At 71.2% G+C, this 21,968-nt stretch carries 16 protein-coding genes; 6 read left to right on the top strand and 10 right to left on the bottom strand.

Features of this window, described 5'->3' with window-relative positions:
* Positions 1-8 precede the first annotated feature (8 nt).
* Complete coding sequence (locus tag KIT14_16125; GenBank protein MCW5892052.1) at positions 9-734, top strand: DUF3883 domain-containing protein; 726 nt, start codon at positions 9-11, stop codon at positions 732-734.
* Positions 735-2,492: 1,758 nt separating this feature from the next.
* On the opposite strand, the gene KIT14_16120 is transcribed toward KIT14_16125, so the two are convergent.
* The 4 genes from KIT14_16120 to KIT14_16105 form a co-directional block, all read right to left on the bottom strand.
* Entirely contained in the window at positions 2,493-2,729 is a 237-nt protein-coding gene (locus tag KIT14_16120) for a helix-turn-helix domain-containing protein (protein ID MCW5892051.1), read from the bottom strand.
* A gap of 137 nt (positions 2,730-2,866) precedes the next feature.
* Positions 2,867-4,105: an AAA family ATPase gene (locus KIT14_16115; GenBank protein ID MCW5892050.1), complete on the bottom strand. Its 1,239-nt coding sequence runs from the start codon at positions 4,103-4,105 to the stop codon at positions 2,867-2,869.
* 284 nt (positions 4,106-4,389) lie between these two features.
* Positions 4,390-4,554, bottom strand: coding sequence for a hypothetical protein (locus tag KIT14_16110; GenBank protein ID MCW5892049.1), 165 nt, complete (start codon positions 4,552-4,554; stop codon positions 4,390-4,392).
* Positions 4,555-4,736: 182 nt separating this feature from the next.
* On the bottom strand, positions 4,737-5,456 hold the full coding sequence (locus tag KIT14_16105; GenBank protein ID MCW5892048.1) for a transposase: 720 nt from the start codon (positions 5,454-5,456) through the stop codon (positions 4,737-4,739).
* Between the two features lie 626 nt (positions 5,457-6,082).
* Here KIT14_16105 and KIT14_16100 point away from each other — a divergent pair.
* Positions 6,083-6,985, top strand: a complete 903-nt coding sequence (locus KIT14_16100) for a DUF2236 domain-containing protein (protein ID MCW5892047.1) — start codon at positions 6,083-6,085, stop codon at positions 6,983-6,985.
* A gap of 3 nt (positions 6,986-6,988) precedes the next feature.
* Here the strand turns inward: KIT14_16100 and KIT14_16095 are convergent, their stop codons facing one another.
* Complete coding sequence (locus tag KIT14_16095; GenBank protein ID MCW5892046.1) at positions 6,989-9,118, bottom strand: sulfatase-like hydrolase/transferase; 2,130 nt, start codon at positions 9,116-9,118, stop codon at positions 6,989-6,991.
* A 200-nt stretch (positions 9,119-9,318) separates the two neighbouring features.
* On the opposite strand from KIT14_16095, the gene KIT14_16090 reads away from it, so the two are divergent.
* Genes KIT14_16090 through KIT14_16080 form a run of 3 tightly spaced genes read left to right on the top strand, consistent with a single transcriptional unit; the run spans position 9,319 to position 11,976 of the window.
* Positions 9,319-10,437 carry an FAD-dependent monooxygenase gene (locus KIT14_16090; GenBank protein MCW5892045.1) on the top strand — a complete coding sequence of 373 codons (1,119 nt, stop codon included), beginning with the start codon at positions 9,319-9,321 and terminating at the stop codon, positions 10,435-10,437.
* A 20-nt stretch (positions 10,438-10,457) separates the two neighbouring features.
* Entirely contained in the window at positions 10,458-10,973 is a 516-nt protein-coding gene (locus KIT14_16085; GenBank protein MCW5892044.1) for a hypothetical protein, read from the top strand.
* 7 nt (positions 10,974-10,980) lie between these two features.
* Complete coding sequence (locus KIT14_16080; GenBank protein ID MCW5892043.1) at positions 10,981-11,976, top strand: hypothetical protein; 996 nt, start codon at positions 10,981-10,983, stop codon at positions 11,974-11,976.
* Here KIT14_16080 and KIT14_16075 read toward each other — a convergent pair.
* From KIT14_16075 to KIT14_16060, 4 genes are all read right to left on the bottom strand, one after another.
* On the bottom strand, positions 11,960-15,478 hold the full coding sequence (locus KIT14_16075) for a protein kinase (protein MCW5892042.1): 3,519 nt from the start codon (positions 15,476-15,478) through the stop codon (positions 11,960-11,962). The two genes, KIT14_16080 and KIT14_16075, sit on opposite strands and share 17 nt — an antisense overlap.
* Positions 15,479-15,499: 21 nt before the next feature.
* Positions 15,500-16,498 (bottom strand): S8 family serine peptidase, encoded by a 999-nt coding sequence (locus KIT14_16070; protein MCW5892041.1) that lies wholly within the window; start codon positions 16,496-16,498, stop codon positions 15,500-15,502.
* 13 nt (positions 16,499-16,511) lie between these two features.
* On the bottom strand, positions 16,512-17,993 hold the full coding sequence (locus KIT14_16065; GenBank protein ID MCW5892040.1) for a sigma-54-dependent Fis family transcriptional regulator: 1,482 nt from the start codon (positions 17,991-17,993) through the stop codon (positions 16,512-16,514).
* Positions 17,994-18,170: 177 nt separating this feature from the next.
* Complete coding sequence (locus KIT14_16060) at positions 18,171-19,916, bottom strand: arylsulfatase (protein MCW5892039.1); 1,746 nt, start codon at positions 19,914-19,916, stop codon at positions 18,171-18,173.
* A gap of 88 nt (positions 19,917-20,004) precedes the next feature.
* Between KIT14_16060 and KIT14_16055 the strand changes: the two genes are divergently transcribed.
* Positions 20,005-21,510, top strand: coding sequence for a sulfatase (locus KIT14_16055; protein MCW5892038.1), 1,506 nt, complete (start codon positions 20,005-20,007; stop codon positions 21,508-21,510).
* Positions 21,511-21,533: 23 nt separating this feature from the next.
* Here KIT14_16055 and KIT14_16050 read toward each other — a convergent pair whose 3' ends face one another.
* Complete coding sequence (locus KIT14_16050; GenBank protein ID MCW5892037.1) at positions 21,534-21,710, bottom strand: hypothetical protein; 177 nt, start codon at positions 21,708-21,710, stop codon at positions 21,534-21,536.
* Between the last annotated feature and the right edge of the window lie 258 nt (positions 21,711-21,968).

The following is a 21,968-nucleotide window of genomic DNA, read 5'->3' as shown; positions in this document are numbered from 1 at the left end:
TACGCGTCTTGAACGGCCGCGCCTGCAGGATCGACCAAGTTCGCAATTCCTATCGAAATCTCTCAACGGCCGGTGAGCACTCGGCTTCCGAATTGACGGATGGCGAGCATCTTCTCGTGCGAATGGGGCTGCTCACGCGCACGTCGACGATACTCCGTCCCGTTGCGTGCCCCGAATTGTCTCCCCACGATCTTGATGACCACGACCTATTGCACATCTTCGCCGGGTTTGCCGGCGGCGTCTGCGACGGCACTTCAGCACTAGACCGAGGCGTTGGTGAGTTCATAAAGGCGCTGGGGGCCGCAGGCGAGGAAACCGTCGTCGCGGCATGCCGAAACGATCTGTGTGTCCGAGGTGCACCCGATCTCGCAAAGGATGTCGAGCGGGTGAGTCTCATATCGGATCGTTTTGGATATGATGTTCGCGCCCCGAGTATTGCCGGCTCGCCAAGACTCCTCGAAGTAAAGACACAACTCGGGCACCTTCCCGCGGCCTTCCATTTCCACTTGACCCGCAACGAGTACGCGGTTGGAAGCGATGAACCTAACTGGTCGCTAGTTGCGTGTGCCGCAAGGAATGCCGAGCTTGCGGATATCCAGATCGGCGGCTGGTGTACCGCGGACACGTTGCGCCCATACCTCCCGAACGACGGCAACGGACGTTGGTCTGAAGCGATCGTAGTGCTACCAAAGACGGCGCTCCGGGGCGGCTTGCCGCCGGCGATCATCGAGTAACTGGCACACGTACTGCGGCGAGGGCACGCGGCTCCAACTTTCGAAGCCCGCCAGCCTGCATGCGACACGCAGAGCGTAGCTCGCGCTGACCATCGTCGCTGCGTAGCCACTTTAATACGCGCCGCCGCTCTTCGAGCGTGGCGATCGGCGCCCAGGTGAATCCAAACAGGTTGTTCGTGATCGCCGCTCGCGCTCTATTCTCTACGAACCGAAACCGGCCACTGGTCATTGCGCCGACGATCAAGTCGGGAACCGTTAGGTCACAGTGCAGGTCGAACCACGGGGTTCGTTGGCGGCATAGCTGCCGGTCGGGAATGCCGACCTCAACGCCGTGCGTGACATACGCCGACACGGCGTGCCCCCGCAACGCCTGCGACTCACGCACCAGGAACAACCAACGCCGTGCATGCTCACCCAGAGCTTCGATATCAGACTCGTCGATCGTGTCGCGTGGAAAGTCGCGCAGGCGTCGAACAAGGCAGTGAATACTGGTCTGCGGGAGCCGCCATGCTCGCAGATTCGTGTCCGTGAGTGTGAAGTACCCGTTCGCGCCCGTTGCAGTGCCCCGCCGTACAGTGCCAAACGCGCTTAGGGGTTTCATCGAAGTGTTACCTATGCGCGTACGCCACTTCGATGTCGCTCGACGGGCAGCAGCATTGGGTGCACCGTCAAAGACGAACACGGGAGGCCCCGACCTGCCCATTGTGATGACGGGACCCGCATCGGGATCGGCGCGAAGAATGAAAGGCTGGGGGTCAGTCCGCTGAGGTCCTACAAGTAGGGCGACAGCGTCCACGCGGGCATCGCCAAAGAGATCACTGTTTAGACGAGTCAGCTCTACGAGACGATGGGTGGCAGTCCAAAGGCGCCCTCGCAGGCCGGCCGCGTAGTCCGCCTCCAACCAGTTCCATGGCAGCACAAAGAGTAGCCCATCTGCCGCGCGTAGTCGCGCGAACGCGCTAGCGACTATCCAAGTGGAGAGGCCTGCCCGCTTGCCACAATCTGGGACGCTGGCTCTGAGCCGTGCACGGGACACCGTTGGGAGCAATTGCAGGCGGGTATACGGCGGGTTACCGATAGTCACGCACGGTTCCGGCAGCGCCGCGTAGCCCTCCCACCGCGTGTAGTCGTCAAGGACTAAATGGAGCCCCCGTGCCGCGGGAACCATCGCTTCGCAGAGGGCTGCGAGCAAGCCAAGCGTCACTGGGTTCACGTCGACGGCATAGACACTACTAGCCGGCCACTGTTGCAGCGCCGCAGCGGTGAACACACCAACGCCGGCTCCTACGTCGACGACGGCTGTCGGTGTCTCCTGAATCGCCCGGTTGTACTCGGCGATCAGCCAATCGACCGTCGGTTGTGGCGTGAAGAAGGTGCCGAGCCTTCGACGATGGGCGTTCTCGACGATGCGCTCGTACACTCGAGCGAGGAATGCAGCTCCATGAGAGCGGAGCGACAGAGAGATTTGCTCTTCCAGGTCGCGAGGCGGCGTTGGCCCACGAGCGATCCACTCACGAACACCCCGCGGCAGGACGACTCCTGCTGCATGCGGTCGCGCGATACTTCGGACGACGCCACCCAACGCCGCTAACCTCCTGCGCTCGGCTGTAACCGTACCGGGCACGACCTGCTGACCGAGACAGGAGACTCGTGCTTCATCCAGCCACGTGACTAGGTTGGCGAGCACCTCCTCGACTTCGCTGGGGTTGGTCCCGGGCGACTCGGCGATCCCATGCGAGCTTGCAGACATGATGGGTATCACTTGCCCCGCTTCCGTTTGCACAACGCGGTCGAGACGCCGCGAGCCTTTTGCTGCCGCTCGATCCATGCGTCGATGTCCTGGCGCCGGAAGCGCCAGGCATCGCCAACCTTGAATGCCGGTAGGTCACCTCGCTCGGCCATCCGGTAGACCGTGCGTTCGTTGACGTTGAGGTATTCGGCTACCTGCCGGACGGTCCACGCGCGGCCGGGCGGATGGTTTCTCGTCGGGTCCACTGGTGCAAGCTCAGTACATCAGAGTACATCACACACCAAGTGGGTTCGGACAGATGAGAGACCCCTCTGGAGAAGGGGTCAGTCTTGGGATCTGTCGTGCGCCGGAACGGCGACCAGCTCCTCGCGGCGTCGCGCGATTAAATCACGCTAGAAGTCAGCCACTTAGAGCGTCGCTTGCGGATGCGTTGGACCCATTCGTCCAGGTCCTGGATTCTCTGCTGTAGGTCCGTGGGCTTCGGGAAGGGCGTGCCGTCGGCAGGAGGATGGTCGTGCCCGCGCATCCATGTGGAACACGCGCTCATTCCCTCATCGACTGCCTTACAGTCGCCCTCGGTGATGTCGTGGAGGAAGCGCACTTTTTGCGTCTCGACGCTCTGGCGGCATCGCTCCACGACGTCGTTCAGAAGCACTTCGCTGACACCCTGCTCCCACGCCTCCCGCAACAGCGCATACAGTTCTCGCGCTTTGCTTTCGTAGCCGTCGATGTCTCCGGTGCGAAACAGTTTGTCGGCCGCCTGCCACTGATTCCGAAGCCTTCCGATCCGCTCTTTGACGTTCATGGCGATCCACGGCAGCTCCGGTGAAGAGAAGCCGGACTGATCGATCCGTCGGACGTACTGGTGCTGGCACTCGACGTCCTCTTGCGGGCACGCATCGAGAAGGCGCCGCAGGAACAGGACGTCGTGCGTGAACACGATCACCTGGCGTCTCTTTGCCTCCTTGACCAGCCGCTTCGCGATACGTTCCCTCCAGACGTGATCGAGCGATGAGACTGGATCGTCGAAGATGATCCCGGACATCCCCGCTCCGGTGCTGAGTTCGGTCAGGAATGCCGCGAGCGACAACGTTCGAGATTCTCCCTCGCTCAGCACATTCGTCACGGGAACACCGGGAGCGTTCGTGAACACGAGCTTATGGAACAGCGCCCCTCGTGCGCCGCCAGCCTCCCGGAGTTCCACCGCGAGGTGCGTAAACTCTAGCTGCTCGAGCTCTCCCTTGAAGGATTGCTTCAAGCGATCTGTCACGAGGCGCTTCGTCAGATCCGTGCCCTTTCGCGTGATCGCGTTCGTCCCTGTGTCATCGAGGCACTGCTTATATGCCGCCAACCGCTTCTGCCGTTCGACTTCATCGAGAACGAGCTGAAGATTCTCTCTTAGCGTAGCGCGCGCCTCCAACTCGCTTAGCTCTTGCGATTCGCTCGGGTCCATAGCGGCGTGATCAGCATCAAGCTCCGCGGCGCGTCGTTGAAGTGCTGCCGCCGCTGCCTTCACATCGTCCACCGCATTTGAAGTGAGTCCACGTGCCGGTAGCTCACCTCCATCAGCGGTTGCGGCCCTCACCGCGTTTTGGACGCTGGCCGCTTCGTCGAGAAGCATCCGAACACGCTCGGCAAGAGCTTCGTCCTCGACGCCCAGCTCCGTGATGGACGATAGGCACGATAAGCCTCGGAAGTTGACCGAGCGCCTCGTTATCAGACGTGCGGCCGTGGTCCTCCCCTCCCCCCAGCGTGCGCGGGGCAGACAACGCCCGATCGACGCTCGGCACGGACCTAGGCGCGCGCCCCCTACCGGCTCTCTCGAGACGAACGCCTGCATCCCTCGATCGACGGCCGCCGACGAATGGGGGGTGGCTCGGGCCCTGGCGCGACGTGACCGCCGCGCTATGGCGGGGCGCGCTCCGGGACGGGGTCGCCCGGATCCAGCGGCTGCCCGAGGTGGGTCAGGATGCGGGCGATCACGGCGGGATCGTCGATCGTCGCGAGCACGACCATGCGCCCGCCGCACTGCGGGCAGGCGAGCACGTCGGCTTCGAACGCTCGCCGCATCAGCTCCGCCCAGGATCGGTAGCGGGGGCGGCGTGCGCGGCTCGCCGGCGGCGGGCTGGGCGCTGTGGTCCCGGCGCTGCCCGCCAGGGCCGTCGGAGGGTGCTCCCGCGCGTCGCCCGCGGGCACGACCGCGGCGCGCCACGGCGCGCTCGGTGCCAGGACGCCGTGATAGAGGAGTAGATTCACCCGCGGCCGCGGGACCAGCGGCACGAGCCGCGCGAGCAGCTCCGGCGGCGTGAACACGAGATGCGTCGTGCCGTCGGCCCAGGCCGTTGCAGCGCGAGCGCCACCCGGCCGTCGCGGAGCCGCTGGAGCCGCTCCTGTCCGAGCGGCGGCCGGCAGAGATAGTGACAGAGCTGCCACAGGCGGGGGCGATCGGCGGCGGCGACCCGGACGGCGGCATGAAGGTCGAAACCCTCGACGTGCGCGGGCAGGGGTACGTGCCGATCCACCCACGGCGCGTCCGGGTCGGCGCCGAGGCGCTGCGGCCCGCGGCCGGCGCGGTGCCCGAGCGCGGCGCGTCCGAGCACGGCCGCGCGCATCAACCCCGCCAGTGCGAGCGACTCCCCGAAGCGCTGGATGCTCGTGACGGTCCCCGTCTCGCCGCCCGACAAGCCCGCGCGCTTCGCCTGGCGACGATAGGCCGCGCGCAGCGCCCGCACGAACACGCCCAGCACCGTCCGGCACAGGCGATGATCGTAGGCGAGCCGGTAGCGCAGCCGATGCGGTACCGAGAGCACCCCGCAGCGGAGGAACCTCCGGAACCCCTGCACGACGAACCCGGGCAGCCCGGTGCCCTCCGTCCGGTCGCGGACCTCGGCGGCGAACGCGCTCCAGTGCGCCCGCACGACGCCATGGAGCACGCTCGTCGTCGGGGAGCGCGGGACGTACACGCCGCCCATGGCGCTCGCTCGGAGCGAATGCGCGGCCACGTCGAAACCAATGGCGCGTGCGACCGGCGGCGCTCCCGTGCAGCACCGAGCCGCAGCACCATGTTGCCTCGTTGCCGAATCCTGCGCGGCACGCCGCCACGACGCGCCCCGCCGCTGGCGATCGAGGACCTCGCGGGTGTCGCGCTGCCGCCGACCGACGGCGGCGCACAGGCCCTCGCGGGCCGAGCTCGAACCTCGTCGGCTGCTGCCCACGCCGCGCGAGGTGCGCAACGCGCTTGTGTACGTGCCGCAGAACTTCCGCAAGCACGGGCACCGCGGGACCGGGGCCGATCCGTGCTCGTCGGCGCGGTGGTTTGCGGGGTGGGCCCGGGCGATCGCCGCGGCGGTCGAGGCGAGCCCCGTCGTCGCGCCGCGCACCTGGCTGGCCGCGGAGCAGCAGGCCTCGGGTGACGTGCGGCCCCCGCGTGGCACCCCGGTCGCTGGCGCCCGGCAGATCCGCCGCAGGACGCCGCGCGGCTCGGCAGACCGACTCCACGCGAACCCTCGCGGCACTCCCGTGACCGCTCACCCGCCCGCCGCGCCCTGTATCACGCCGACGCTGGCACCCCGCCCCGCCGCAACGCTACAGTCGCCCCATGCTGGAGCAGCTGAAGGCGAGCATCGTCGCCCAGATCGAGGACGGCGGCGGCCGGCACGACGAGCCGGCCCTCTACGACGGGGAGGCGGGCGATCCCGGCCTCGCCGGCGGGCCGGACGGCATGTCGTGGGAGATCAACGGCGACCTCGCGAGCCTCGTCGTCGGCGGGACCGCGGCCATCATCATGGAGGTGCTGCATCCCTCGGTGATGGCGGGCGTGTTCACGCAGTCGAGCTATCGCACCGAGCCGCTGCGGCGGGCGCGGAACACGCTCGGATACGTCCTGCGCACGACCTTCGGCACCACGCCGGCGGCGACGCGCGTGATCGAGGCCGTCAAGAACGTGCACCGGCGCATCGGGGGCACGCGCGCCGACGGGGTGCCGTATCAGGCGCTCGATCCCGAGCTGATCGGCTGGGTGCACACCTGCATCCCCTGGGCGGTGATGCGCGCCTACGAGACCTACAACCGGCCGCTCTCCGTCGAGGAGAAGGACCGCTACCTGCGCGAGCAGGCGCCGATCGGGCGCCTCGCCGGAGCGGACTGGGTACCCGAGTCGGTCGCCGAGCTCGACGACTACGTCGAGCGCATGCGCCCGCACCTGGCGATGAACGACCAGACGGTGGAGTTCGTCGGCTTCCTCGCCGGGCGCGTCGGCGAGCAGAACCTGGGGATGAAGGAGCGGTTCGACCGCTGGATGGGCATCCGCGCCTCCATGGGGCTCATGCCCGAGTGGGCGCGGCGCATGACGGGGACGTACTACCCCGACGTCACCCACCGCCTGCTGTTCGCGCCGAGCGACTGGCTGAAGGCGACGGTCGTGCGCTGGGCGTATCCCGAGCTGCCGTGCAAGACGATGGCGATCCGGCGCGCGCGACAGCTCGCGGTCGCGGCGGCGTAGCGTCTACCTCGGACCCTTCTTCACCTTGCACCTGGCGCCGAAGTTGGCGCGGATCAGCAGCGTGTCGGCGTCGTCGGTCTGGCCGTCGAAGTCGAGGTCGTAGACGCTCGAGCCGACGCCCAGGAACGTCGTCCAGTCGTTCAGGTCCTTCTGGTCGACGCGGCGGTCGAGGTTGCCGTCGCCCGAACAGGGCGGCTCCGACGCGAGCATCGCGTCGAGCTTCTGCGAGAGCGTGTCGTACGCCTTCTGCTGGGCGGCGGTGAGACCCTGCGCCAGCAGGTTCGCGGCGGCGCGGTCGAGCGCCGGCACCGGAGCGGCGTCGTCGATCGCGTAGAAGCCGTAGGAGAGATCGATCATGCTCGTGGCGCAGTTCGTCTCCTCGGTGAGCACGACCTTGTACTGGTCGTCGCGCAGCGCCCACTGCGCGATCGGGAAGAGCGCGTAGTCCTGGCTCAGCTGCGCGTTGACGTCGCAGCAGGTGGCGATCCCGTCCGCGCCGGCGGCCCCGTCCGGCCCGTACCAGGTCCCGCCCTCGGACTCGCAGAGGCCCGCGGTCGTGAAGAGCTGCACGCAGACGTTCACGGACGGGATCACGCACGGCCACAGCACGGTGCCCGCGGCGCGGATGTTCTGGCCGATCTGCGTGAAGTTCGTCTTGCGGATCTCGTTGTGCTTCCCCTTCTTGAGGTACGGCAGCATCGGCCGCGCATCGACGGTGTGCGACTTCGGCACCACCTTGTCGACGTCGACGCCGGCGATCTCGGCGAAGAGACGGTAGAGGTCGACGGTGTTCACCATGTCGCCGAGCTCGCTCCCCACCTTCTTCGCGTGGACGAGCGGGCCCGAGGCGACGAGCGGCACCCACACGCCGGTCTGGTAGGCGTAGCCCTTGGCGCGCGACGGATCGAACGGCGCCTTCACGCTGAGCCCGTAGGTGCCGTTGTCGCCGACGACGACGATCATCGTGTCGCTCGACGCCGGATCGTAGGCGAGGCTGCCGTCGGGGTTGCGCGTGGCGAGGCCGAGCGTCGTCAGCAGGCGGCCCACCTCGGCGTCGAGGCCCTCGGTCATGTGGTTCTGGAGGATGCGCGCCGCCGGCACCGTGGTGCAGTCGAGCGCGCCCGTGCCCGGCGGCTGCTCGGGGACGATCGACGCCGGCACCTGCTGCACGGGGAGGTGCGCGGCGGAGTAGCTGACCGTCGCCATCCACGGCTTGCCGGACGCACGCGCCTGCGTGATCCAGGCGATCGCCGCGTCCGTCTGGTCGACGGTGAGGTAGGCGCGCGCGCGCGGGTCGGTGGTGGGGACGTCCTGGAGGACGCCGTTCTCGATGACGACGAGCGGGGCGACGTAGTAGCCGTTGTAGGCGTCGAAGTCGGGCGTCGGGCCGCCGCCCCCGGCACAGGTCGTGGCGGGGACGAGGATGCCGCCCTGCTCGAGACACGTGCGACCCGGGTGGGTGCTCGGCAGGTCGAGCGGGGACCCGAGGTCGCTGCAGGTGCCGTCGGCGAAGCGGCACGCACCGAAGCCGGCATCGTTCACGTAGCCGCAGGTGTACGTGCCCTCGGCGGCGACGCCGCCGGCGGTGGTGTCGATGGGCCGCGGCGCACCCTCGAGGTTGCCGTAGAAGTAGTCGAAGCCGGCGTCGCGCGGCGCCAGGTTGCCGGACGGGTAATTGTACGGGCCGGCCATGTGGTACTTGCCGATGAGCGCGCTCCGGTAGCCGGCCCTGGCGAGCACCTTCGGCAGCGTGGTCTCGTACGGCGACATCTGCGAGTTGGCGAGATCGGTGTCGAGGAAGGCGGTCATGACGCCGGTGCGCAGCGGATAGCGCCCGGTGAACATCGACACCCGGCTCGGCGAGCATTCCGGCATCGCCCAGGCGTTGCGGAAGCGTACCCCGCCCTCGGCGATCGCGTCGATGTTGGGCAGCCGCGGCTGGTTGTCCTGCGCGTAGCCGAACGTCCGCATCTGATCGATGCCGACGTCGTCCATGATGACGAAGAGGATGTTCGGCTTCTTGCGCGCCGCCGCGGCGAGCCCGGGGACCGTCAGGGCGAGGCAAACGGCGGCGGCGGTGAGACGACCGACACCGGCGACGAGCCGGCCGGACGCAGAGCTGGCGCGGGGCATCGCGTGGGTATCGGCCGGTCGGGACGATTCCTGAAGGTGCGGCCGCGAGTGACCCGCCGCGACCGAGCGCTCGCGGAGCGCCGGCGCCCGATCGTCCAGTGCGCCAGACGCCGAGCAGACAGAGTGAACACCGACTCGGCCGCACCCGACGTCCGGCGCGGCAATCCCGGCGGCACGAACGTTGCTCCGAACGCGCCGACGTGAACGACGACGAGACGCGACGCGACCGCTCCGCTGCCGGCCCCGACCGCTGGCGGATCGTGATCGTCGGCGGAGGACCCGCCGGGGCCTCCGCGGCCATCCGCCTGGCGCAGGTCGCGCCCGAGCTCGCGCCGCGCACGCTGATCCTCGATCGCGCCGACTTCCCCCGCGACAAGCCCTGCGGCGGCGGCATCGCCCGGATCACCGAGGACCTGCTCGACATGGTGGACGTCCGCGTCGACGTCCCCTCGGTGTGGATCGACGAGCTGCGCTTCCTGCATCCGGCCGGCGAGTCCGACTACCGTCGTGCGAGCGCCTTCCGCATCGTTCGCCGCCGGGACTTCGACGCCGCGCTCCTCGCCGTGGCCCGCTCGCTGGGCGTCACCGTGCACGAGGGCGAGGAGGTCCGCCGCCTCGCACGCGAGCGCGACGGCATCCGCATCGACACCGATCGCGCCACCTACCGTGCCGACGTGATCGTCGGCGCCGACGGCGCCCGGAGCCGCGTCCGCCGGACCTTCGTCTCCCCGCACGCCGGCGCGACCTTCGTCGCGCTGGAGACGACGGCACCCGACGCACGCGCCGCGAGCGGCGCGCAGGGCGCCACTGCCGTCTTCGACTTCCGCGCCGTCCCGGCCGGGCTCCACGGCTATGCCTGGGACTTCCCGTGCATCCGCGACGGCGTGCGGTCGATCAACTGCGGCGTCGGCGGCATCCGCTGGACGCCGGGCCGCGCGCCCGGCACGCAGCTGGAGGAGCGGCTCGCGACCCGCGGCCTCGCGTTCGCACGGCGGCACGCGGAGGGCGCGGCCGTGCCGCTCTATCACCCGGCCAGCGAGCAGAGCGCGCCGCGCGTGCTGCTCGCCGGCGACGCCGTGGGCATCGACCCCCTCATGGGCGAGGGCATCTCGGTCGCCGTGGCGACCGGGTTCATGGCCGGCCATGCGGCCGCCAGGGCCGTCGCCAGCGGCGACTTCGCCTTCGCGGACCATGCGCGCCGCATCGCCGGCAGCCCGGTCGGCGAACGCCTCCGGCGCAACTGGATGATCGGCCCCCACTTCTACGAGCGTCTGCGGGACGGACACGCGCTCACCATCCCGCAGGACGGGTTCGTGTAACGAGCGTCAGGGAGAGATCGATGGCGACCCAGAAGCCGAACCGCTTGATCCACTTCATCTCCGACTTTCTGCGCGACGAGAAGCTGCGCTGCTGGGTGATGGAGGACGAGGACGAGGCCTACATCGAGCACGCCCTCAGCTCGCAGCAGCAGGCGATCCTGCGCGAAGTCCGCGACGGCACCATCGATCGCCTCCAGCTCCTCGCCGCGATCAGCAAGGAGATCGAGGCGATCCGCTTCGAAGCGGGCGCGGGCGAGGTCCTGCAGTACCCGTCCGGAGAGGTCCGCATCCACAAGCACAACGTCTTCTCGAGCGGCAACGATCGCATCATCCGCGTCGTCGGCATCGGCTTCGTCGCCGACGCCACGATCACGTTCGACGGCGTGCCCATCCCGAAGACGAGCTTCACGCGACGCTGCGACGAGGACGTCTGGCAGCGCCTCACCATCGACGTCTCGCTGCGTCCCGGCACGTACACGATGCGCATCGACCGCGGCCAGAGCATCTACGCCGAGGTCGACGTCGTCTGCCCGTGAGCGACTGGTGCCCTGGAGCCTCGAGGCCCTGGTGCGACTCGCGCGGGGAGCGCTGGTCGCGCTCCCCGGCGGGTCGCCGTGGGCGGTTCCGGAGGTCGAGCCGGCGTGGGCGCATCGCCAGGCCGACGCCCTGGGCTTCGAGGTCCGCCTCACCGCGGGCGACGATCGGCTCGACGTCGCCTTCCTCGTCTCCGCGAGCGCCGCGTGCCGCGAGAGCTGGACGGGCCTGTCGGCGGTGGACGGCGGTCTCGCCGACTTCTTCACCGCGTGGGCCGATCCGGCGTCCGTCCTGCATGCGCACGTCGGCCAGGCGTGGCTCGAGTTCGATCAGCGCCGGGACGGACGATGGCCGGGGCCGCCGTTCGTCACCTTCGCGCTCGACGCCGGGCTCGCCCCGGGCGCGGGCCCGCGATCGCACGCGCGTCTCGGCGATCTGGTGAAGGCGGGTCTCACGGCGCTCGTCGGCCCCGGCGGACGCGACGTCGTCCCGAGCATCCGCGCCGCCGTCGGCATGCTCCCGGACGGCGGTCGCCTCGCCCATCTCGCCGCCATGCCCCACCGCGGCAGCAGCGGCGCGCGGGCGGTGTTCGCCGTGCCGGGCGAGAGCGTGCCGGGCTTCCTGCGCCGTCTCGGCTGGCCGGGCGACGCCGCCGTGATCGAGCAGGCGCTCGGCGAGGCGTGGCCGGAGTCGGATCGGGTCTCGCTCAACCTGGATTTCCTCCCCGCAGTGGGCCCACGCGTCGGCGTCGAGCTCTTTCGTCCCACCGCCCCGCTCGACGACCCCGCCTGGACGCCGCTGCTGTCCATGCTCGAGCGGCGCGGGCTCTGCGCGCCGGCGAAGCGCGCCGTGCTCGCCGCGTGGCCCGCGAGACATCCGCAGGACGCGCGCCGCGGCGGGCGGCTCGAGCGCTACGTGCTGGTGAAGCTGGTCTTCGATCCGCAGCGGCTGATCGAAGCCAAGGCGTACCTGTCGGCCGCGCCGCACCTCAACCTGATGGGGTGACGGGGACGTAGACCGACGCCCAGCGGACGGGATCCGCGATGCCGAGGGTGCGCAGGCGATCGTCGGCCGCACGCACCGCCGCGGCGTCCCCGAGGGCCTCGCCCCGGCGCCGGTCGGCACAGGACGCATACACCTCCATCCCGGCGCTCCGGTACGCGGCCGCGGCGCGCCGATACGCCTCTGCCGCACGACCCGACTCGCCACGCCGCTGCGCCAGCGCGGCGCCGATCGCGATCGCATGCGCGGTGGCGTCCGCACGGCCTTCGCGCGCGAGCCGTCTGGCGCCCGTGCGCGCGACACCCTCCGTCCCCGCGGCCAACGCGATCCTGGCGCCCAGGACGGCGGCGTCGACGCGCGGCAGCGGCACCCGTGTGAGCCCGGAGCGTCGCAACGGCCGCGCGATCGCCGCGAGCCGCCCCGCCGCCGCACGGGCGTCGCCGTCGTAGAGGTCGCACATCGCCTCGATGCGGGCCGCGTACAGATGGTGCAGATTGAAGGCCCGCTGCGTCCACCGCCCGAGCGCCTCCCGGGTCGCCCGGCGCGCACCGCTCGGATCGCCGTCTGCGAGCCGTCCGAAGGCCACGTTCAGCGCCGCGGTCACCTCCGCATAGCGATCGCCGGCGTCGCGCGCCGCCGCCAGCATCGCCGCCGCGCGGGCGCGCAGCTCGGCGATGGCGCCGAGCTCCTCGCAGGCGCGCAACGCGGCCATGCGCCCCACGGCGCATTCGGCGCTCACGCCGCGACAGCGCTCGGTGAGCAGGCGCACGCCCCGATCGGCGCAGTCGACCGCGTCACGCCACTGCCCGGTGACGAGGTGCGCCTGCGCCATCGCCGAGGCGACGATGCCGTTCAGATAGGGATCGCCCGTCGCCCCGGCGAGCACCTCGGCCTCTTCCATGAAGCGGCGCCCCCACCGCCCCACGGCGCCGTCGAGCGATCTCAGCGCCGCGCCGACGAGCACCAGCATCCGTCCCTCGCGCGCCCGATCGTCCACCTCGCGCGCCAGCGCCAGGCCGCGCAGCGCGAGGTAGATGCCGAAGGGCGGCTCGATGCTCGCGAGGCTGCGTGAGCCCGAATAGCACGCGTCGATGCGCACCCGGTCGCGCGCGGTCGCGGCCCGGACCGCGCGCGATCGCGTCGCGCTCCGCACCCAATGGTGCGCGAGCCACCCGACGCTGCGGGCCAGGGCGTCGGTGGGCGAGCGGGGAAACACCAGCCCGATCTCGCGGAACAGCGGGCGCAGGATCTCGTTGGCGCGGTCCAGCTCGCCCGCCCCGAGGAACTGCTCGGCGGCGCGCCGCCGCAGCTCGACCGCCTCCGCGCGGCTCGAGCGATCGGCCGCGGCGAGGAAGCACGGGGCCGCCTCGGCGCACCGTCCGGCGTTCACCAGCGCCGTCCCCTCTTTCACCAGCAGCGCAACGGCCCGGCCCTCGGTCATGCGCGCCCAGGTGCGCGCCGCGCGGTACAGCCGGGCCGCCTCGGCGAACGCGAGCGCCTCGCCCGCGCGATCGCCCGCGACCGTGGCCCAGACGCTGGCGCGGTCGGCGTCGCCCGCGCCGAGCCACTGCTCGGCCAGCCAGGCGGGCTCGAAGCCGTCGCGGGCCTCGCAGGCGACCGCGAGCGCGCGGTGATGACGCGCACGCGTCGCTGGTTCTAGGCCGCCGGCCACCGTCTCGCGGATGCGATCGTGATAGGTCTCGACGATCGCACGCCGCACGCCGCCGAGGCGCAGCAGACGCCGGCGATGGAGCGCCGCGACGACGGGACGTCCCGCCTCGCCGAGGCCGGACGCCTCGAGGGCGACCGTGCGGTCGAGCGGGCTCGACGCGATCGCGATGGTGGCGAGCAGCCGGCGTGCCGGCTCCGGGAGCGCGTCGACCCGCCGCCGGACCGCATCGGCCACGCGCACCGGACGACCGTCGTCGTCGGGAAGCCCGGCGAGCTGCATGATGAGGAACGGCACCCCGCCCGCCTCGGCGGCCAGCGCCTCCACTGCCTCGTCCGTAGCGGTGGGCACCACGCGGCGCACCAACCGTCGCGCCGCGAGCGGGTCGAGGGGGTGCACGTCGACGAGCTCGGGGCCGTCGCAGGCCTCCAGCAGCGCCGGCGGCTCCGGGACCTCGGTACGCGAGCTGAGGACGACCAGCATCGGCTCGCGCGCCGCGACCAGCTCGCGCAGCAGGGCCGCACCGTCGGCATCGGACCACTGCACGTCGTCGATCCACAGCACGAGCGGGCGCGCGCCGGCGAAGCGGCGCATGAGAACGCGCAGCGCCGCGAAGGCCTGACGGCGCAGCTCCTGGACGTCGGCGACCGGGGGCTGCGCGGCCGCGGCCCGGGCGAGGGCGTCCACCTGGCCCAGGACCGGAAACACGTGCAGCAGCGGACCGGCCTGGGCCGGCGTCAACGCCGCCGGCGCTCCGAGTCCCTCCGCGACCAGCAGGCGGCCGAAGCCGTCGACGAGATCGTCGAATCCACGGTACGGAACGGTCTCCTGGGGATGACACCGCCCGGTGAGCACCAGCGCCCCCGCGACGCGCGCGTCGACCACGAAGCGGCGGAGCAGCTCCGTCTTCCCGATCCCCGACACGCCCCGTACGACCGCCACCACCAGCCGTTCGCGCGCGCTGGCGAGGCACCTCGCGAGCCGACCCAGCTCCTGGTCGCGGCCCTCGAAGGCGATCGCATGGTCGGCGTGCGTGGTCGGCGCCGCCGGGACGGGCGTCAGGCGGCGTCGCTGCCGGAGCGCCTCGAGCAACCGGCGCACGGCGTGGGCGTCGGGCCGGCGCTCCGGCTCCGGATCGAGCATGCCTCGGACGAGCGCGCGGAGCGGCTCCGCCATCTCGCGCGGACACATCGGAAGCACCGGCGGCGCCAGGCCGCGCATCTTGGCCTCCAGCATCCCCGCCGGCTCGCCGCCGAACGGCGGATCGCCGTCGAAGGCTTCGTGCAGCACGGCGCCGAGCGCGTACCAGTCGGCCGCCGGCGTCGCCGCCCGCCCCCACAGCAGCTCGGGGGCCATGTAGCGTGGCGTGCCGCGCAGCTCGCCCTGCCCGCTGCCGCCGACGGCGGTGGCGAGCCCGAAGTCGAGCAGCACGACGCGCCCCTCGGCGGTCACGAGGACGTTCGACGGCTTCACGTCCCGGTGCAGCTTGCCGGCCGCGTGGATGGCGGCGAGCCCGTCGACGAGCTGCAGGAGGGCCGACACGACGTCGCGTCCGCCGCGCAGGTGCGGCACCAGGCCGGAGCCCGGGACGAGCTCCATGGTGAAGAACGACTCGCCCGCCGCGGCGAACAGCTCGTACAGCTCGACCAGGTTCTCGTGCTGCACGTCGGCGAGCGAGCGGAACTCCTGCCGCAGCGCCGACGCCTGCGCCGGACCACTGCCGTGGAGGCGCTTCAGCGCGAGGTCGATACCGGTCTCGCGATCGAGGGCGCGGTGCACCACGCCCATGGCACCGCGGCCGAGCTCCTCGCGCAGCACGAATCGCTCGGCGTCCATGGTGCGCCTCGCTCCGCTCGATCAGGTCTCGGCGAGGAATCCGATGTCGAGCACGGCACCCGCCCGGCACTTCCCGGCCAGACTCGGGCGCGGGAAGCGCGCCGCCCGGTCGACCAGCAACGCACGCAGCTGCTCGGGGGTGTGGCTCGAGAACGCCGGTCTCGACCAGGTGAGCGCGGCCGCAGCGGACACGAACGCGGTCGCGAACGAGGTTCCCGAGACCACGTCGTAGCCCGCGCTGCCGTCGGTCGTCCATATCTGGATGCCGGGGGCGGCGAGGTGGACCCGCGTCTTCCCGTAGGGCCCCTCCGGCTCGTCGGCCTCGTTCGTCTGCATGACGGTGAGCACGTTCGGCAGCTCGTTGCCCCAGGCCGCCGGGTAGAACGGCCTGGCCTCGTCGTCGTCGAGATCGATCCTCCCGTGCCCGGCGGCGACGACGAAGAGCGCTCGGTCCTGCGCGGCCGCAATGGCGTCACGAAGGACCCGGGAGTTCGCCCCCCGCTGCCCCCAGCTGGCGTTGATGACCCGCGCGCCGTGCTCGACCGCCCATCGGATCGCGTCCACCAGCTCCAGCACCCGCGAGCACGGCTCGTGGGGCCGCGGGCAGGCGAACTCGTCGCGCGCGTTCTCGATCGTGAACGCACGCACCGGCAGGAGGCGGGCGCCGTTCATGACCCCCATGATCCCCTTGCCGTCCCACGCCGCGGCCATGATCGAGGCGATCTTCGTGCCATGCGCCTTCCCGTCCGCATCGGCCTCGTTCTCGCGCGTCAGCGCGTTGTAGCGCTCCGGGCCGAGGCTCGCGACGATGGCGGGATGCTCCATGATCCCGGTGTCGATGATCGCGATCGGCACCTCCGATTGCGAAGCGCGCGTCCACGCGCGCGGAGCGCCGATGCGCTTCAGCCCCCACTGCTTCGCGACCAGCGGATCGGGCGTCGGGTGCTCGTCGCGGAGGGCGCCGGCGCTGCCGGCGTCCTCTCCGGCACCGCGCCCGAAGGTCACGAACCCGTGATCCACGCTCCGGCAGCCCTCACGTGCGTCTCAGCCCGAACGCCTTGATCAGGCTGTAGACGTGTGCGCGCGCCAGATCGAGCCGCCGCGCTGCTTCGGTGACGTTCCAATCGCAGCGCGACAGCGTGTCGCGGAGCAGGTCCGCCTGGAAGCGCCGGGTGAGCTCGTGGAAAGTGAGCACCGCTTCCTCCTCGGGAGGGGCCACGTCCCCGGAGAAGAGGTGACGCACCTCCAGACGCGTCGCGCCCTCGCCCGCGGCGCGAATGGCCGCCGCGTCGACGGCGTGCGCGAGCTGACGCACGTTCCCGGGCCACGAGGCGGCTTCCGCGGCGCGAAGGGCCGCCGGCGACGGCTCCAGCACCGGCAGGCCGTAGCGCTGACACGCGTCGCGGGTGAAGGCCACGACCATGTCCGGGATGTCGCTGCGCCGTTCCGCGAGCGCCGGCAGCCGGATCGGCAGCACGTGCAGCCGGTAGTAGAGGTCTTCGCGGAAGCGCCGCTCGGCCACGGCGCGCTCCAGGTCGACGTTGGTGGCGGCGATGATCCGCACGTCGGCGGTCTCGGCGCGCGCCGAGCCCAGCGGGTAGTAGCGTTTCGACTGCAGCAGCTGCAGGAGCTTGGCCTGCGCGCCGAGCGGCAGCTCGGCGACCTCATCGAGCAGCAGCGTGCCGCGCGCCGCCGCGGCCACCCGTCCGTCCATACGACGGGTCGCCGTCGAATGGGCGCCGGCGACCGCGCCGAAGAGCTCGCTCTCGATGAGCGACTCGGGCAGCGCCGCGCAGTTGATCTCGACGAAGGGGTGCATCGCCCGGGGGCTGTTGTCGTGGATCAGCTTGGCGACGAGGCTCTTGCCGGTGCCCGAATCGCCGGTGAGCAGGACGCTGACGTCGAGGGGCGCGATCAGCGCCGCCTGCCCGAGCACCTTGGCGAGCGCGTCGCTGCGGCCCACGACACCCGACAGATCGAGCCTGCTGCGCACCGTGCGGGTGGCGTCGGCGTCGCGGCGGCGGCCGCGATGGGTGAGCAGGCGATCGACCAGCTGTCCGAGATACCGGCAGCACGTCTCGACGAACTCGCGCTCCACCGGGGCGATCTCGTCCGGCGGTGACCATCCCTGGAGGTAGAGAACCCCACGCGGCGGATCCATGGCGATCGGCGCACACAAAACGGCCTCGATGGGTCCCCGCTTGACGCTCTCCCGGTCGCTGAAACGTGGATCGAGGAGCGCCGACGGCGTCAGGATCGTCCGACCCGTCGCGATGGCCTCCGCGATGACCCCGCGCGAGACGATGGCCCGCACGCCCTCGACCTCGTCGCCCTGGAGCCCGTGGGCGATCCACCACACGGTGTCGTCGTCGTCGCGGATCTCGAGATAGCCCTGGCGCGCGCGCGCGGCGTCGGCGATGAGCCCGAGCGCGTGGCGCAGCAGCGGCTCGACGTCGTCATGGAACGACAGCTCCAGCAGTGCGCGGTAGACGTCGCGTTGGTCTGCGGCAAGCATCGGGTCGCCTCCGGAGGTGTACTCGATCCCAAGGTACGGCGTCCACAGCTTCGTTCATGCGCATGCCAAGGCATCCCGATTGGATTCATGCTTGATGGCGGCGGCGCATGCCGCCGGGTGACCGCGAGCACGGCGGCGCGGGCATGGGCGCGGACGGGCGTCGCGGCGCCCGCCGCCCTAGCCGCGCCGACGCCGCATCAGCGCGACCACCACCGCGCCCAGCACCAGCACCGTCGCGGCGAGCGGCAGGGCGAAGTGCGCGAGCTGCCGCGCAAGGGAGTTCACCACGATCTGGTGGTGGACATCGTAGCCCACGGGCATCGGCAGCACGCCCATGGTGCGGGCGTACTCGTCGTAGTCGCGCCGCAGCTCCGCGAGCAGCTCGGGGCGCGCCGGCGCGAGGTCCGCGGTCTCTCCCGGGTCGCGCGCCACGTCGTACACGTGCCACGCACCGTCGCCGTACGGCGGCGCGTTGCGCACCAGCTTGAGATCGCCCTTGAAGAGCGCGGCGTTACCCGAGACCTCGATGCCCACCGGCACGTCGATCGGGTACGTGCGCTCGGCCTCGCCGCGCAGGACGGGCACGAGGCTGCGACCGGTCATGGCGACGCCGCCGTCGGCCGACGCGCCGGTCATCGCGACCACCGTCGGCGCGACGTCGGTCACGAAAGTCGGCGTGCCGACGCGCGTGCCGGACGCGACGCCCGGGCCGGCGACGACGAGCGGCACCCGGATGCCGCCCTCGGTGGTGTAGAACTTGAACAGGCTCCCCGGTGACGACACCGCGGCGGCCCACTCCGGGCCGATGAACGCGAGGCTGCCGCGCTCGCCCAGCGTCGCGACGTCCCAGGTGTAGCCGTGCGTCGCCATCCACAGGCTCATCCCGGCCGTATGGACCGGATCGCTCGGCTCGGGGCCGTTGTCCGAGGTGACGACGACGACCGTGCTCTCGAGCCGTCCGCGCGACGCCAGCCAATCGAGCAGCCGGCCGAGGTGATGATCCATCGCCTCGATCATGCCCGCGTACACGGCCGTGCTCCTGGCGTAGATGGTGCGCTCGTCGTCGCTGAGCGCGCTCCACGCACGCAACGAGGCCGGCGCCGGCGCGAGCGGCGTGGCGGCCGGTACGAGGCCCAGATCGCGCGCCCGCTGCCAGCGCTCGCGCCGCAGCGTCTCCCAGCCGGCGTCGAAGCGTCCCGCGTAGCGCTCGGTGTACTCGGCCGGCGCCTGCACCGGGATGTGCACCGCCTGGAACGCGAGGTAGGCGAAGAACGGCTCCGGCGTGCCCTCGTCGGCCTCGAGGTAGTCGATCATGCGGTCGACGAGCAGCTCGGAGGAGTAGAACTCCGCCGGCATGTCGGCGGGCTTGCCGTCCTCGAACCACGGCGCCGACGTGTAGTACGGCATGTAGGGCTTCGGCGCCCAGTTGTCGGCGCCGGAGGCGTCGAGCGCCAGCGAGCGGTCGAAGCCGTGGTCGTTCGGCAGGTCGCCCGGTCCGTGGCCGAGGTGCCACTTGCCGGTCATGTAGGTGCGATAGCCGGCGGCCCGCAGCCGCGTCGCCAGGGTCTGCACGCCGGGCTCGAGGTGCAGCGTGTATCCCGGCTTGCCGCGGTGCTCGGGCGGCAGCACCTCCTCGATGGTGGCGAGCCCGGTGCGGTGGTTGTCGATGCCGGTCAGCAGCATCGCGCGCGACGGCGAGCACAGCGGCGAGGTGTGGTGGCTCGCGAAGCGCGCGCCGCGGGCCGCGAGCGCATCGATGGTCGGCGTGCGGGCTTCGCCGCCGTAGGCGGCGAGATCGGTGAACGCGAGATCGTCGACCAGCACCACGAGCACGTTCGGACGCGCCGGCGCGGCCGCGGGCTCGGCGAGGGCGCCGCCGGGAAGGAGGAGCAGCAGGAGCGCCGCCAGGGCGGGAATGCGCATGCCGGCGGCATCCAAGCAGAGCGGTCTCGCGATGTCACCGACTCCGCTGGCGTCCGGCGCCGGCGAAGTGCCATAGGCCCCCGCAGGCATGCGTGCCGCGACCACGACCATCGCGCTCTGCGTCGCGCTCGCGACCACCGCCGCAGCGCAGACGCCGGCTGCGGCGCCGCGGCCGAACCTCGTCTTCATCCTCGCGGACGACCTCGGCTACGGCGACCTCGCCTCCTACGGCGCGCGCGACATCGCCACCCCCAACCTCGATCGACTCGCGCGCGAGGGCGTGCGCTTCACGAGCTTCTACGCCGTCGGCAACACCTGCTCGCCGTCGCGGGCGGCGCTCATGACCGGGCGCTATCCGGCGCGCTCCGGCGTCAACGCCGTCCTCTTCCACGATACGCCCGAGGGGCTGCCGCAGGACGAGATCACCATCCCGGAGCTGCTGCGCGACGCCGGCTATCGCACCGCGATGGTCGGCAAGTGGCACCTCGGCAACAGCGACGCGTTCATGCCCTGGAACCACGGCTTCACGGAGTTCTTCGGCGTCCCCCACAGCAACGACCAGCAGAACTTCTTCGTCTGGGACGGCCGCCGTCGGCTGCCCGAGGACGTCGACCAGAGCCGCCTGCTGCGCCGCTACACCGATCGCGCGCTGGCGTTCCTCGAGTCGGCGGTGCGCGAAGGCGTCCCCTTCTTCCTCTACGTCGCCCACAACGCGCCGCACATCCCCCTGTATCCCTCGGAGCCGTTCCGCGGGCGCTCGCGCGGCGGCACCTACGGCGACGTCGTGGAGGAGCTCGACGCGTCCGTCGGCGAGCTGATGGCGAAGCTCGTCGCCCTCGGGGTCGACCGCAGCACGCTCGTCGTCTTCACCTCCGACAACGGCCCCTGGCTGGCGATGGGCGACTGGGGCGGCAGCGCCGGCGGGCTGCGCGGCGGCAAGACGAGCACGTTCGAGGGCGGGCATCGCGTCCCGGCCATCGCGCGCTGGCCGGACGGCATCCCGCCGGGGCGGACGGTCTCGACCGTCGCCGACATGATGGACTGGCTGCCGACGTTCGCGCAGCTCGCGGGCGCGCCGATTCCCGACGATCGCACCATCGACGGGCGCAGCCTCGTCGGCCTCCTCGAAGGACGCGGCGAGCCCGCGTCGGGGCCGTTCTACTACTTCAGCCTGCGCATGCCGTTCCGCGACCAGCGGCCTGCGGTCGGCGCCGTGCGCGACGGCCGCTGGAAGCTGAAGCTGGCGCAGTCGGGCTGGTATCCGGCGATGCTCGAGCCGCTGGCGAGGACCGAGCTGTACTCGCATCCGCAGATGCTCTTCGACCTCGACGCCGATCCCGGCGAGCAGGACGACGTCTCGGCCCGCCATCCCGACGTCGTCGCACGCCTCGCCGGCGAGATCGCCGCCTTCGAAGCGGGGCTCGATCCCGCAGTGCCCGTGCGGACGTCGGCCGCGCCCGCCGATCATACCGGCTGGGAGCGGCTCGTACGCGGCGTCGGCCTGATCGCGGCGATCGCGCTCGGTGCGGTGGCGCTGGTGCTCGGCGGGCTCGTGCTCGGCATCCGCCGCTGGCGGCGACGGCGCCGCGGCTGACGGCGCCGCGGCGACGCCCGCGGTCACACGAGGTGCTGGTCGGCGGCCCGCCCCCGGCCATCGGTGCGGTAGACGAAGCTGCCGGTACCTGACGCGCGGCTCACACCAGTCGCAGCGCTCGCTCGCATGCGTGCGTTACGCGGTTGGTCGTCGCCGGCCGGATCGTGACGCGGCACCTTCGGGTTCGCCATGATGAACATGCCTCTCATCTGGGACGCCGCACCCGCACATCGAGGGACGGCCTCGCATGGATGTCGCGCGGGGACAAGCAAGAAGAAAGCCAGCTTGCGCCACCGCGAACTTCCCGCACCTGGACGGTCGCCCTCGAGGCCGTGATGGCCCGCCGTCCCGATGATTGGACACCCTGTCTCTTTTCGAGGACTTCTCGAACGGACGGCTCAATGTTCGCCCTACGCGCGGCACGGTGAAGGCTGGCGGGAGTGCCGCGCTGGACCGCA

This window comes from bacterium (assembly GCA_026129405.1).
Classification (GTDB): Bacteria; Desulfobacterota; Binatia; order DP-6; family DP-6; genus JAHCID01.
The sequence above is the reverse complement of the archived record's forward strand: the minus strand, read 5'-3'. Positions and strand labels throughout refer to the sequence as shown.